The 13,752-nt window shown below is 31.7% G+C and carries 12 protein-coding genes; 5 read left to right on the forward strand and 7 right to left on the reverse strand.

From position 1 onward, the window contains the following. Nucleotides 1-90: 90 nt before the first annotated feature. Nucleotides 91-3,336, reverse strand: coding sequence for a S41 family peptidase (locus BN1354_RS03170; RefSeq protein ID WP_045089747.1), 3,246 nt, complete (start codon nt 3,334-3,336; stop codon nt 91-93). Nucleotides 3,337-3,482: 146 nt separating this feature from the next. Here BN1354_RS03170 and BN1354_RS03175 point away from each other — a divergent pair, with 146 nt between their 5' ends. Then, on the forward strand, nt 3,483-4,865 hold the full coding sequence (locus BN1354_RS03175) for an NfeD family protein (protein WP_053826219.1): 1,383 nt from the start codon (nt 3,483-3,485) through the stop codon (nt 4,863-4,865). A gap of 33 nt (nt 4,866-4,898) precedes the next feature. Next, nucleotides 4,899-5,651, forward strand: coding sequence for a 3-deoxy-manno-octulosonate cytidylyltransferase (gene kdsB / locus BN1354_RS03180; RefSeq protein WP_045089745.1), 753 nt, complete (start codon nt 4,899-4,901; stop codon nt 5,649-5,651). 72 nt (nt 5,652-5,723) lie between these two features. On the opposite strand, the gene BN1354_RS03185 is transcribed toward kdsB, so the two are convergent. After that, entirely contained in the window at nt 5,724-6,008 is a 285-nt protein-coding gene (locus BN1354_RS03185; RefSeq protein WP_045089744.1) for a hypothetical protein, read from the reverse strand. 194 nt (nt 6,009-6,202) lie between these two features. On the opposite strand from BN1354_RS03185, the gene BN1354_RS03190 reads away from it, so the two are divergent. Then, nucleotides 6,203-6,952 carry a lysophospholipid acyltransferase family protein gene (locus BN1354_RS03190; protein WP_045089743.1) on the forward strand — a complete coding sequence of 250 codons (750 nt, stop codon included), beginning with the start codon at nt 6,203-6,205 and terminating at the stop codon, nt 6,950-6,952. A 276-nt stretch (nt 6,953-7,228) separates the two neighbouring features. Here BN1354_RS03190 and BN1354_RS03195 read toward each other — a convergent pair whose 3' ends face one another. Continuing rightward, entirely contained in the window at nt 7,229-8,092 is an 864-nt protein-coding gene (locus BN1354_RS03195) for a peptidoglycan bridge formation glycyltransferase FemA/FemB family protein (RefSeq protein WP_197271966.1), read from the reverse strand. A 307-nt stretch (nt 8,093-8,399) separates the two neighbouring features. Here BN1354_RS03195 and galE point away from each other — a divergent pair, with 307 nt between their 5' ends. Next, nucleotides 8,400-9,431 (forward strand): UDP-glucose 4-epimerase GalE, encoded by a 1,032-nt coding sequence (gene galE, locus BN1354_RS03200; RefSeq protein ID WP_045089741.1) that lies wholly within the window; start codon nt 8,400-8,402, stop codon nt 9,429-9,431. A gap of 79 nt (nt 9,432-9,510) precedes the next feature. Here the strand turns inward: galE and BN1354_RS03205 are convergent, their stop codons facing one another. The 3 genes from BN1354_RS03205 to BN1354_RS03215 form a co-directional block, all read right to left on the reverse strand. Further along, complete coding sequence (locus tag BN1354_RS03205; RefSeq protein ID WP_045090909.1) at nt 9,511-9,729, reverse strand: winged helix-turn-helix domain-containing protein; 219 nt, start codon at nt 9,727-9,729, stop codon at nt 9,511-9,513. 111 nt (nt 9,730-9,840) lie between these two features. Further along, on the reverse strand, nt 9,841-10,692 hold the full coding sequence (locus BN1354_RS03210) for a phosphatidate cytidylyltransferase (RefSeq protein ID WP_045089740.1): 852 nt from the start codon (nt 10,690-10,692) through the stop codon (nt 9,841-9,843). A 60-nt stretch (nt 10,693-10,752) separates the two neighbouring features. Further along, nucleotides 10,753-11,199 carry a DUF5606 family protein gene (locus BN1354_RS03215; RefSeq protein WP_045089739.1) on the reverse strand — a complete coding sequence of 149 codons (447 nt, stop codon included), beginning with the start codon at nt 11,197-11,199 and terminating at the stop codon, nt 10,753-10,755. A 201-nt stretch (nt 11,200-11,400) separates the two neighbouring features. Between BN1354_RS03215 and BN1354_RS03220 the strand changes: the two genes are divergently transcribed. Further along, nucleotides 11,401-12,591 (forward strand): lactonase family protein, encoded by a 1,191-nt coding sequence (locus BN1354_RS03220; RefSeq protein WP_074010703.1) that lies wholly within the window; start codon nt 11,401-11,403, stop codon nt 12,589-12,591. A gap of 77 nt (nt 12,592-12,668) precedes the next feature. On the opposite strand, the gene BN1354_RS03225 is transcribed toward BN1354_RS03220, so the two are convergent. Beyond that, nucleotides 12,669-13,670 carry a lysylphosphatidylglycerol synthase transmembrane domain-containing protein gene (locus BN1354_RS03225; protein ID WP_045089737.1) on the reverse strand — a complete coding sequence of 334 codons (1,002 nt, stop codon included), beginning with the start codon at nt 13,668-13,670 and terminating at the stop codon, nt 12,669-12,671. Between the last annotated feature and the right edge of the window lie 82 nt (nt 13,671-13,752).

Here is a 13,752-nt window from a genome sequence, read left to right on the forward strand (position 1 = left end):
CAAATTGATATTTAACGTGTATGATGATAAAATAAAAACGGGGGATAAAATATTTTATCACCCGTTCGTAATATAATTTTTCTGTAAAATCTACTTTATATCAATCTCAATCCACTCTGATCTGTCAGGAGGAGTAGGAGATTTAATTATTTTGTGTGGAGTTTTTCTTAATTCATCTAATAAAACTTCAACTGCTTTTTCAATAGAAGGATCATTGCCTTTTGCTAATTCTTCAGGTCGATCAACAACTTCAATATCAGGGTATACACCAACACCTTCAATAATCCATTTACCAGTTTCATCATATACACCAAACATTGGTACTGATATATAACCACCATCAACAAGACGAGCATTGCCAGATATTCCTACCAGACCTCCCCAAGTACGTGTCCCAATTAATTTTCCTTCACCTGTTTTACGAAAGAAATATGGGAATGCATCGCCACCTGAAGAGGAATAGCCATTAATAAGCATGGCTTTGGGACCATCATGTGCAATACCAGGTGATTTCATAGGCAACTCAATATTATTTCTATGCCAGTAGACAAGTGTTCTTCTATTAAGAAGATCAATCATTCTGTCAGGAATAAAACCACCACCATTATACCTGTCGTCAATTATGAGAGCTTCTTTATCGTTGTATGTAAGCATACCTCTGAAAAGTTCCATATTACCTTCATAGGAAGTATTAGGAACATGGATGTATCCAATTCTTCCATCAGACATTTTATCAACTAAGTCACGTCTGCTTTTCACCCAATCTAAATATCTTAATTCATGCTCACTGGTGATTGTTTTTACTGCATATGTTTTAGCGTTTGTAACAGATGGTTTTTGGTTAACACTTAGTTCAATATAACTTCCACCTAAATTTTCAAGTAATTCGTAGGGATTTTGGTCAGTAGTTAATTCTATACCATTTATGCTAATAATATAATCACCTTCATTTATAAATATCCCACTTTCCGTAAGAGGAGAACGACGTTCTTCATTCCAATTTTCTCCTTCATAAATTTTCTTTATCCTATAACGTCCTGAGGCAAGATCTGCTTCGAGATCTGCTCCTAATAAACCTCCGTTAATACGTTCAACTTTACCTATATCACCCCAATCTACATATGAATGACCTGTATTGGTTTCACTTACTATTTCATTAAGTATATAGTCCAAGTCGAATCTACTAGGTACATATGGAAGTATTTGATTATATGATTCTTTTATACCTTTCCAATCAACACCATGAAGATTGTCTACATAAAAATAGTCTCTGAATATTCTGAAAGCATCGTTATATATTTGTTCCCATTCTTTTACCGGATCAATCTTCATCATAAGTCTATCAAGATCAAGTTTGCCATTTCCTGCTTTTTGTCCCGGCTGATTTTTTGCAATTGCAAAATTTCCGTTATTTCTATAAATAAAAGATTTTCCATCGGCAGATAATATTGCAAATCCAGCACCCTCTAAAATATCCTCTACTTTCTTTTCTTTTATATTAAATCTAAATATCTTGTTGCCGGAAGAGAATAATAATCCTTCCTCAGACGTACCTATAATATTATAATTTCCAGATGCCATTGGAAGTACTTCTATTCGGTTCTGAATGCCTTCTATATCTATCCTAACCTTTACATCTTTATTGTTTTTTTCTTTAAATTCATTTGCACTAGATACATCTGTTCCATTAGGTTCAACATCCTTTTCATAATAATTTAATCTAGAACCGTCATTAAGAAGTGGAATTGCGTAAATTCTAGTTGCATTGTTATATAGATAATCAAACTCATAACTGCTGAAAGTCAAATTAAAATCACGATTGGATAGAAAAAATAAAAATTTACCATCTGTGCTGAAAAATGGATTACCATCTGAGAAAACCGCATCAGTAATTTGATATTTTTTATCAGTTGATACTTGATATAACCAAAGAGCTGATTGATAGTTAGGCGAAGATTTACTGTATGCTATCCAGTCACCATCTGGAGAAAATGTATAGTCTCTAATTTCCTCCCCTGAAGCTGTATCAATTTTTTTCTCCATTCCTGTTAATACATCAACTAGCCAAAGGGCTAATGTACGATCACTATAAATCAAGTGTGTACTCTTAGGTGACCATTCTGCGCTATTTTTCCAAGCTGAGGAACCTTTTGTTATCTGACGGGGTTTTGCACCTTCCTTATTTTCGAGAAGATAAAGCTCATATTCACCAGTTTCATCAGAGAAAAATGCAATTTGTTTTCCGTCAGGCGACCAAACCGGTGAGATCTCACGAATTCCCTGAGTATTTGTAAGATTTACTATTTCACCTTTTTCTGCAGGTACGCTGAATATATCACCTCTTGCTTCAAATAAGACTCTTTTGGCAGTAGGTGATAAAGAGTATTCTCCTATAAATTCCTTTACATTTTTAAAGTATGGATGTAAATTGGGATTATCAAAATTTATAGACACACTAATTTTTTTTGAATTCCCATTTTCAAGATCAAGTGTATACAGATGACCTCCATTCTCATATACCAGTTTCCCATTACTTCCTGAAGGCCACATAACATCAAACTCTGTATGAGATGTAATTTGAGTACTTTCTCCAGTATTGAGATTGTAGCGGTGTATATTAAGGCGTTTACTCTGATCAGAAGCATAAAAAATATTGTCTCCATACCATATAGGCCATTGATCAGATCCGGTCCAGTTTGTAATCTGCTCGGAAGTATTGTTATCTAAGTTGTAAGTCCATAATTCTGTGGCACGACCACCTTTATATCTTTTCCATGTTCTAAACTCACGGTCAACAGGTGTAAAACATAATTGTGAACCATCAGGTGAGTATGTTGCAAAACCACCATTTACAATTGGCAGAGACTTTTCCATGCCACTTTTAATACTAATAGTATAATATTTTCCATTTCTTTCGCCGAATGTAGTTCTATTAGCTCTAAATAGTATGTTTTCACTATCTGGTGTCCAATCTAATACAACATTATCAAAACCTCCTCTTGGAGGCATTACACCAACAGAATTATAGAATGTAAGCTGTTTGGCTGATCCACCTTCAGAAGGCATAACCCAAATTTGTCTGTTCCCTGAGTATTCTGCTGAAAAGGCTATCCACTTTCCATCAGGTGAAATTTTTGGAAACAATTCAATACCTGGATGCGATGTTAATCTTTTGGCTTCACCACCATTAGAGCTAACACTCCAAATATCACCTGCATATACAAATACTATAAGATCACCATTTATGTCCGGGAAACGCATCATTCGCGCGTCATTCACTGCAGAGGCTTGAATATAAATAAGGCTTGCAATTGTAATTAATAATAGCTTCTTCATTAAATTAAAATTTTATAAACTTCAAATTTACATAATAAAAATGAATATAATAGTTAGCCTAATATTAGTTTTAATAAGACTTTAGTATATATAATAAATAGATAATTGTAAATTCTATTATCTTTGTTGATATAATCCATTTACTAATGAAAAAAATATTTTTATCTTTTCTATTGATTCTTATTTTCTTATCTATAGATACTAAGGCTCAAGATATAAAACCAATAATTTATCAGATAAATATTAAGGAGAATATTGGTAGTAATACATGGATATATTTAAGAAATGGAATTTACGAAGCGCATCAACAAAAAGCAAATGCTATTTTGTTGCATATGAATACCTATGGAGGAGCTGTTCTGGAGGCAGATTCAATGCGTACTGCAATTCTGAATACTCAAATCCCGGTTTATGTTTATATAGATGTGAATGCTGCATCAGCTGGTGCATTAATTGCAATAGCTTGTGATAGTATATATATGAGGAGCAGTTCTTCTATTGGTGCGGCAACAGTTGTAGAAGGTGCAACCGGAGCTGAGGCACCGGATAAATATCAATCATACATGAGAGCTATAATGAGAGCTACTGCTGAGAGTCACGGTAGAACTATTACAGTAGAAAATGGAGATACAATCACTAAATGGAGACGAGACCCATTAGTGGCGGAAGCTATGGTTGACAGAAGGTTGGTTATATCTGGTTACGCTGATTCAACGCAAATTCTTACATTAACTGCAAGTCAAGCAGTAGAACTTGGTTATTGTGATGGAATTGTTGAAAGTGTACATGAAGTAATTGTCTCGAAATTAGGATATAATGATTACGTTATTGAGATTTATAATCCTACTTTTTATGATAAAATCAGAGGTTTTCTAACAAACGGTGTATTTCAGGCATTTTTGATAATGTTTATCATTGGAGGAATCTATTTTGAATTACAATCTCCTGGAGTTGGTTTCCCATCAGCTATTGCAATTAGTGCTGCATTACTTTACTTTACTCCGCTTTATCTAACAGGTTATGCACAAAATTGGGAAGTTTTACTTTTTGTACTAGGATTAATTTTTATAGTTTTCGAGATATTTGTTATACCTGGATTTGGTGTAGCCGGAATTTTAGGTATAATATCTGTACTCTCTTCTCTAATACTGGCTCTCATAGGTAATATACATTTCAATTTTGAAGGATTACCTGCCAGAGAAATATTCAAAGCTTTTATGACTGTCATTGGAGGTATGGGTATGGGCATCGTTCTTATTATTTACTTAATGAGCAGAATAGGTAAGAAAGGTCCTTTACTTAATGTAGCCTTAAATGCAGATCAAGAAGGTTTTGTCTCTGTACCATTAGAACCTGTTAAGATTGTAGGAAAAACAGGTCTCGCAGCAACTGTTCTACGACCTTCTGGTAAAGTTAATATTGAAGGGCAATTATATGATGCTATTTCATTGCGAGGTATGATTGAAAAAGGAGATGAAGTATTAGTGAAACGTTATGAAAACTTTCAACTTTATGTGATAAGGAAGTAGAATTAAACAACAATTTAAATTATAGTAAATAATATGAGAGTTGCTGCCATAATACCAGCACGATATGCATCTACGCGTTTTCCTGGCAAACCATTAGCTGATATGTACGGAAAACCAATGATCAGAAGAGTTTACGAGCAAGTGCAAAAAGTTTTACCTGATTTATATGTTGCAACTGATGATATGCGAATATATGAAGCTGTACAGAATTTTCAAGGCAATGTAGTTATGACTTCACAGCATCACCGTAGTGGAACAGATCGTTGTATGGAAGCTATATCAAAGATTGATAAGAAATATGATGTAGTTATTAATATACAAGGTGATGAACCTTTTATACTTCCTTCACAAATCAATTCAATAATTGAATGCTTCTCAGCTCCTGATGTAGAAATTGCGACCTTGGTAAAACCATTTAAATCAACTGATGGCTTTGAAAAATTAATGAATCCACTTTCACCAAAAGTAGTCCTAAATAAGAAATATGAAGCTATATATTTTAGTCGTTCAGTAATTCCCTTCATAAGAGATGTTCAACAAGACAACTGGTTAAGTAAACATCAGTTCTACAAACATATCGGGATTTATGGATATCGGACTGATATACTTGAAAAAATCACTCAATTATCACCTTCAGAATTAGAGAAAGCTGAATCTTTAGAACAATTAAGATGGATCGATAATGGGTTTCGTATCAAAGTGGCAATTACTAAACATGAAACTATCTCTATCGATACACCGGAGGATATGAAGAAAGCATTAGATTTTTTGAGGGAGAAAGCATAAAAAAACACCCCGGAATCATATTTCCGGGGTGTTTTTTTATTTTGTCTTATTGATGTCTGAAATGAAATCAAATTAATTGTATGCTGCTAATTCTTCTTCCGAATATGCATTCTTTTTGGCAAAGAAATAGATTATAAACGGCACAATAAATAAGAAAATTGCCCAAAGGATGTTGCTAACTACATTGCCTTTTTTCATGTTGTTGGTATAGATATATCCTAACATACCATTAATTATTAAGGCCATTCCAATGATTAGATTAGTGTTAGTGATAGTACCCATAAAAAATGGTACGATCAAAAAAGCAACGCCAATTAGCATTACTATTACGCCGATGTATTTTGCAAATTCTTTCATGTGTGTATAATAATTATGTTATTGATTTCGTAACACAAATAAACACAAAATTCAACAAACTAGGAAATTATTTGTGATAAAAAATATTTTAAATGCAGCCTATAATCAAAAGCAATCGAAAAATTGATATAATTGCCTTATTCAACTACTTTTTTTTATTTTTGTAAAATTGTTTATTGTGAATTATAAAAGTTGTGGTAAAAATTCTATATTTTTTATATAACTGGATAATTTTTGTTCCAATTTTCTTTGTGATTACTCTAATTACAGCATTAGTTGTCATGATTATGACAACACTGTTTGGTTATAAATTCTGGGGTTACTATCCACCAAAATTATGGTGCATGCTCACCTGTTGGTTATCGTTATGCAGAGTTAAAACAAGTGGGCATGAGAATTTGGATCCTAAACAGTCCTATATTTTTGTGGCAAATCATCAGGGAGCATTTGATATTTTTCTGGTTTATGGCTTTTTAAATCAAAAGATAATTTGGATGCAAAAGCAGAGCCTACGTAAGATACCTTTTGTGGGTTATGCTTCTGAAAAAGCTGGACATGTATTTGTTGACAATTCAACCCCCAATACTCGAGCTAAAAGTATAATAAATGCAAAAGAAAAGATTATTGATGGAATTTCTATGGTTATTTTCCCTGAAGGTTCACGATCCCATACTGGAAAAATGGGACGTTTTAAAATGGGAGCATACTACATTGCTCATGAATTGAATCTCCCGATAGTTCCATTAACAATAAACGGTTCATTTGATGTTTTGAAAAGAAATACTCTTAATTTGAATCCAGGTAAGTTAGAACTTGTTATTCATAAGCCCATCCCCTCAGATGAAATAAATGAGGATTCAATACCAGATATAATTAATAAAACCAAAGAAATAATATATTCGGGACTTTGGGATAAATACAAAGACAAAGATGAAAAAGAATAATTTAAAACTAGACTAGTTGTATTATTTGAGAATTGTATGTGAAAATCGAATTATTAATGGTATGTATATAAAAAAGGAATGGTTGTCTCACGACAACCAATCTTCATTGTTAACCTTAAATCTAATACCATGAAAAACACGGTGCAAATATACAGTGTTGAATGATTAATTCCAAATTATGAGGTAAGTAATATGTCTATTTTAATCTTATTTAGTGTAAATGGTAGATATTTCTAATAATTAATTATGATATTTGTATTCATTCACAAAAAAAGACTAATCATAAAATTTGTAAGCTAAAAAGTTAAGTATTCCCCAATTATATCTGTACCAGCGTCGGGTAGCTGATTGTTTACCTCCAAATTGAAGTAAAAATCTTGGTCTACCGGCATTTTTATTAATATACCCAACATCCATATAATCGAAATATTTAAAACCTTTATCTTCGGCTAATTTCATCGCAGAGTAAAGAGTGAATATAGTAGGATAAATAGTTTTGTATCGCTTGGATTTTCCCCAATAATATAAACAATAAGCTGTTTTTTTGTCTTCAAAGCCTAGTATTACTCCTCCGATTATTTTATTTTGAAACCGAGTCAATAATATTGTTCCTTTACCTTTAAGAATATAAAATCGGTAAAAGTTCTCAAAGTATTTATAAGGTGGAAATCTATGAGATATTTTCTTATTATTAGTAGTTTCAATAAGTTTATATATTTCAAGCAAATTATCTTCAGAATTAAATTCTTCTAATTTGACTCCTTTTCTGATTGCTTTATTTACCTGATTTTTTCTAGTAGTTGATAGTTGATCCCAAATACTTCTTTTTCTCTGTAGTGAGTTTCTAATGTTAATCCATTTGGTAGAGTAGAATCCATTTTCTCTAAAACCTTTATAACCAAATACAGTGCTATTGATTCTATCATAACGAATTAAAAAAACTTTATTTTTTACCTCATTTACAAGTTGTCTGATAAGTGAATTGAATAAATCTATTTTTGAAAAACTATCATCATAAAAAGAGGGTTGCTGAGATACAATACACCTTTTAAAAAATGAACCTCGTAAGAAACTATTTCTTCTAATAATAACTGCAAAAACTGATGCTATAGGTTTATTGTTATCAAATGCAACAATCATTAATGGGGTATATGCAGGTGAGTTACTATACCAGTCAAACGATGAAGTGTAATGAAAAAAATTTATGTCTTTCAGCTCGGGAAGATCCTCTTTTTTGTAATATACATTTACAGCATATTCAGTCATATCTTATTTTCAACTTTGGAACAAATCAAACTCTTTAATTACCTATAAAACAAAAATACGAATAATATTTAATTGGCAACAATTATAAAACATTTATAAATAACTCTATATGCATATACTAACAAACCTTATTTTTAGTAATTTTGAAAGTTAAAAAATAAAATAATAACATTAAGGTAATATGGCACAAAAAATTTTGGTAACCGGTGGAACTGGTTATATTGGATCTCACACTGTGGTAGAACTTCAAAATGCTGGATTTGAGGTAATAATAATTGATAATTTATCAAATTCAAATGTTGATGTATTAGATGGAATAGCAAAGATTTCAGGTATTAGACCATTGTTTTATGAAATGGATTGTACAGACAAAAATGCTTTAGAATTATTGTTTAAAGAAAATTCATTCGATGGTATTATTCATTTTGCTGCTAGCAAAGCTGTTGGAGAGTCTGTCCATAAACCATTAATGTATTATCGAAATAATTTAGTCTCACTAATTAATTTATTAGAGTTAATGCCAGACAATAATGTTAAAGGCATAGTTTTTTCTTCATCTTGTACAGTTTACGGAGAACCAGATAAAAATCCTATTGATGAAAATGCACCAATTAAGCCAGCAGCTTCTCCATACGGAAATACTAAACAGATTAATGAGGAAATAATTCAGGACTTTGTACATTCAGGAGCACCAATTAAAAGTATTATTCTTAGATACTTTAATCCCATAGGAGCTCATCCATCAGGTGAGATTGGAGAATTACCTATAGGAGTTCCTCAAAATCTTGTACCTTATATAACACAAACCGGAATAGGTATCAGAGAACAGTTGAGCGTTTTTGGAAATGATTACAATACTCCTGATGGATCTTGTATAAGGGATTTTATAAATGTTGTTGATCTTGCAAAAGCACACGTTGTTGCAATAGAACGTATGTTGCAAGACAAATCTGAAGATAGAGTAGAGATATTTAATTTAGGTACAGGTAAGGGAGCATCAGTATTGGAATTAATAAAAATATTCGAGAAAGTTTCAGGGGTATCTCTAAACTACAAAATAGTTGACCGCCGAGAAGGTGATATTGAACAGATATGGGCACAACCGGATAAGGCTAATAATGTTTTGGGTTGGACAGCGAAGGAATCTCTTGAAGATACAATAGCTTCTGCATGGAACTGGCAAAAACGTCTTAGTGAAAAAGGAATTATGTGATAGTTGATTAGAATAATTCATAAAAAAGTCTGAACTAATAATTTCAGACTTTTTTATTACGATATTTTCAAGTAAATATTCAGAAATAATATTCGATTACTAAATAAAAATCCTCATCACCATCAGAAGATTTCTCTATCTCGATCTTGTTTTCTCTTGCAAGCCAGCCAATAGCACTATATACTTCCTTTTCTGAAAGTCCAGAGTTTTTACATAGCTGCTTAATATTCCATCTTTGATTATTATTTAATAGATTCCAGATTATGCCGGCATTTGTTCCAATCGATTTCTTGTTCATTTTGCCTGTTTTATTTTGGTTACTGTTGAAACGTACAAACTGGTCTTTTTGTTTTAAAAAAAGAATAAATATCCATTTCAAAATTTGCAGAGGATACTGTAATAAAAAAAATTATATTGTGAAATAAATTATAAAATATAGAAATACGGCTGGTATTGCAACAATCAGACTATCTATTCTGTCTAAAATTCCACCATGCCCGGGAATTAAATTCCCGGAGTCCTTTACAGAGCTTGTTCTTTTTATTAATGATTCAAACAAATCCCCCAGTGTTCCAAATAAAGAAACTATTATTGCGTAAATAGACCAAAAAGCTATTGATAGATCAGGAAATAATTTTGCGAAAATAAAAGATGAAATGACTGTAAAAAAAATACCTGCAATAAATCCCTCAATTGATTTTTTTGGAGAGATATGTTCTATCAGTTTATGTTTACCTATAAGAGATCCTATAAAATAAGCTGCTGTGTCACTTACCCAAAGAAAAACAAAAAGTGCGAGAATTAATATATGATCATAGTTATTGTTTCCATAATTAAATGGCTGGGAATATGAAATTAACATAAGCAGACATAATGGTAATGTTATATATAACTGTCCAAAAGCTGAGTATATTATTCCATGCAATACATCATCTCTCTTAATGAAGGTTGTGGAAGAAATTAGAATAAGAAAATAAGCCAGAACTGTTGCTGGCAGTAAATACTTTGAAATATTCTCCAGATAAAGGAAAGCAGCTAAGAATATCAAAACGCCCATTGTGATATTGAAAATCTTACTAATAGCATGGGATGTATCTTTCTCCATCATTCGGTAAAATTCGAATAATGCAATGCCGAGTATAAAGCTGAAGATTATAATAAAAGGATATCTTCCTCCTAACACACCAAGTAAAATAATTAGTATGTATAGAATCCCAGCAGCAGCACGTGTGATAAGGTCCCTAATATTCAATAAATTCATTCAATGCGATTTTCAATACTTCCGGATGAATCGTGAAATTACTATCTAATGTGTATTCTCTTATAATTCAGATTCATTTTCCGCATGCTCTTCTAATTCATTCTCTTCAGTCTTTGATTCCTCAGTTTCAAAATCAATTCCTTTTTCAATAAGAATATTGTACCATGAAATAAGTTTTTTAACATCTGATGCGTAAACGCTTTCTTTGTTGTATTCAGGCAGGACTTCTATCAAAAAACTGAATAATTCTTTTGAAGATGATTTTGAGTTAAGTAAAACAGGTTTACTATTCTCCTTTTCTTTTATTTTTTTAAATACTTCTTTAAGAGGAATATCACCATCATTTGTATACATCGAGACATCACTTAATGCTACAATCTTTTCGTGCATATATACCGGGATCCTTTTACCATCTATCAAGGATTCAACGATATTCATGTTTTGGTTTGTAGAGATTAATTTATATAATCCGGGACGTCCGGTAATTGATAATATTTTGGTTAGCATAATTTTATTTGTTATTTAAAAAACTCTTCATTTAACAGACTGCAAAAGTAATCAGACTCGGCATTATTCGCAACTATTATCGCAAATTCTACAAAAATATTTTATTTGTATTGTTCTTATTTACTGAATTATTTCTTTGATAAGTAGCCTTTATCAAGAAAATTCATATAATTTCGTAATACCTATAAAAAATCAAGAAATATGATAAATAAAATTGTAACAATGCTGCTAATTATCACTTCTCTTATTTCATGTATTGGGAATAAGTCTGAAAGGGTAGATTCGGATGAAGACCAAACTGTAGAATCTATATTGCAAAGCAATGATGGAGATATGTTTATGCTTATTGGTACATACACTTCTGAGAATGGAAGTAAAGGGATATATGTAAACAAATTAAATATATTAACAGGAGCATCAGACTCAATTAGTATGGTTGAAATGGAAAATCCATCATATCTGACATTAAGTCCCGACATGAAATTTGTTTATGCTGTCTGTGAGGGTGGAGAAAAAAACAGTTTTGTTAATTCATTCTCATTCGATAGAGAAAAAGGTTTACTCACACCAATTAATTTTCAACCTACAATAGGTGCCGATCCATGTTATATCACCATAGACAGTAAAGGAGAAAATATTCATACTGCTAATTACAGCGGGGGCAGTATTACTACATTTCAAGTAAATAGTGAAGGAATAATATCTGCTGCAAATTCAGTTTTGTTTTTTGAAGGCAATGGTCCAGATTCTGTTCGTCAGAGTAAATCTCATTTACATAGTGTTATGTATTCTCCTGATGGTAAATTTATTTTTGCAACAGATCTTGGAACTGACAAACTATATCGTATTTCAGTATTGGATTCACCATTTGAGGGTCAGCCCTCTTTACAACAAAATAGTCTGAAAGAATTTTCTCTTCCATCAGGTACAGGACCTCGACATTTTGATTTTCACCCTGACGGTGGTCGTTTCCTTTATTTACTAGGGGAATTATCAGGTGAAGTGCTGGTGTTTAATTATAATAATGGAACTCCTGATTTAGTTCAGACAATCGCATCTGATACTACAGGCGCAAGAGGTAGTGCTGATATTCATGTTTCTCCTGATGGTCGCTTTCTGTACGCATCGAATAGATTAAATGCTGATGGAATTTCAATTTTTTCAATTAATACTGATAATGGATTACTCACTAAAGTTGGATATCAGCTTACAGCAAAACATCCTCGAAACTTTGTAATTACACCTAATGGTAAATTCCTTTTATTAGCAAGTAGAGATGAAAATAAGATAGAAGTATATGAAATAAATAATGAAACAGGAATGCTGAAAAATACAAATCGGAATATATATATAAGTAAGCCAGTCTGCATAAAATTATCATCTATTGAATAACTTTACAAGTGATGTTTTTCTATAAATTCTAATTCTTTCATTTTGTAACAAATCATAACTAAGCTAGAAGTATAGTGTCATGCACTGTTTCTGTTATTTCCTAATTTAATATTCGATTTCTTTGAAATTAACATTGCGAAAATACCAGCTATAAGTAGCCAGAATAACTGACGACCTCTTCTCATTAGTGTAACCACAAGCCAGATCTCGTTACTTTCAACACCTATAACATCTAACATTACTTTATTACCATACTCTTCAACACCAATTTGAGCTGGTATTACCATTCCTATAGTTTTAAATAGAGAGACACCCATTTCGATAACTACTGTCTGCATCAGACTTATGTCTAGTCCCATCATTATTAATACTATATAAAACTCTATAGCACTGAAAATCCAATATACAATACATAATAAAAATGCAATAAGAAATCGTCCCTTATTATCACTGAAGTAATCTGAGGTCACTCTATTCATTTCGTAAGAAGAGTGTATCAATTTATTCGATAGAAATTTCCACTTAGTTTTTTTTCTTAGTTTATCTATTGTTTTAGCAATAAATAGTTTAGGATGAACAATAAACCTTAAAACCAAAAAAGAAAGAGCAAATATTATAATGATAAATATTATAATCAGTAGAAAGTTTGTGCCATTACTTGTTATAGAATCAATAGTTAAATATAGTATAGAAAATACCATTAACAAAACACTTGAGATAACAAATAATACCCTATGTAAAAGTATTGAACTAACACCTTTTGTACCATCAATTCCTTTTTTGTATAGAATAGCTGCTTTAAGACTTTCTCCTGCTATTACACTTGTCGGATTAAAAGCAGATAACATCTCACCAACATGCCGATACATAAAAAGTGAAGAAAATGAGATCTTTTTTCCTGCGTCTCCTAAACATAAAGACCATGCAATTGTAGATGCACTGTAGGATATTAATGAAGCAATTACAACTCCTGCAAACATTCCAGGCATCTCTGATAAATACATCTTAAATTTATCAAAATCTATTGATCCAATAAACCTGCTTATAAGAATAATAACAGTAGCTAAAAGTACTGTCATAATATAAATTCGATATTTTCGGATGAATGTTACCATAAATTATAGTATAGAGCTATGTCATGCCAGGTTGTGACTTAAAATA

The organism is Lascolabacillus massiliensis (genome assembly GCF_001282625.1).
GTDB classification, from domain to species: Bacteria; Bacteroidota; Bacteroidia; order Bacteroidales; family Dysgonomonadaceae; genus Proteiniphilum; species Proteiniphilum massiliensis.

Excerpts from the sequence above, each read along its gene's own strand:
- BN1354_RS03170 (WP_045089747.1), bottom strand. The coding sequence starts at position 3,336 with ATGAAGAAGCTATTATTAATTACAATTGCAAGCCTTATTTATATTCAA.
- BN1354_RS03175 (WP_053826219.1), top strand. The coding sequence starts at position 3,483 with ATGAAAAAAATATTTTTATCTTTTCTATTGATTCTTATTTTCTTATCT.
- kdsB (WP_045089745.1), top strand. The coding sequence starts at position 4,899 with ATGAGAGTTGCTGCCATAATACCAGCACGATATGCATCTACGCGTTTT.
- BN1354_RS03185 (WP_045089744.1), bottom strand. The coding sequence starts at position 6,008 with ATGAAAGAATTTGCAAAATACATCGGCGTAATAGTAATGCTAATTGGC.
- BN1354_RS03195 (WP_197271966.1), bottom strand. The coding sequence starts at position 8,092 with ATGATTGTTGCATTTGATAACAATAAACCTATAGCATCAGTTTTTGCA.
- galE (WP_045089741.1), top strand. The coding sequence starts at position 8,400 with ATGGCACAAAAAATTTTGGTAACCGGTGGAACTGGTTATATTGGATCT.
- BN1354_RS03205 (WP_045090909.1), bottom strand. The coding sequence starts at position 9,729 with ATGAACAAGAAATCGATTGGAACAAATGCCGGCATAATCTGGAATCTA.
- BN1354_RS03210 (WP_045089740.1), bottom strand. The coding sequence starts at position 10,692 with ATGAATTTATTGAATATTAGGGACCTTATCACACGTGCTGCTGCTGGG.
- BN1354_RS03215 (WP_045089739.1), bottom strand. The coding sequence starts at position 11,199 with ATGCTAACCAAAATATTATCAATTACCGGACGTCCCGGATTATATAAA.
- BN1354_RS03220 (WP_074010703.1), top strand. The coding sequence starts at position 11,401 with ATGATAAATAAAATTGTAACAATGCTGCTAATTATCACTTCTCTTATT.
- BN1354_RS03225 (WP_045089737.1), bottom strand. The coding sequence starts at position 13,670 with ATGACAGTACTTTTAGCTACTGTTATTATTCTTATAAGCAGGTTTATT.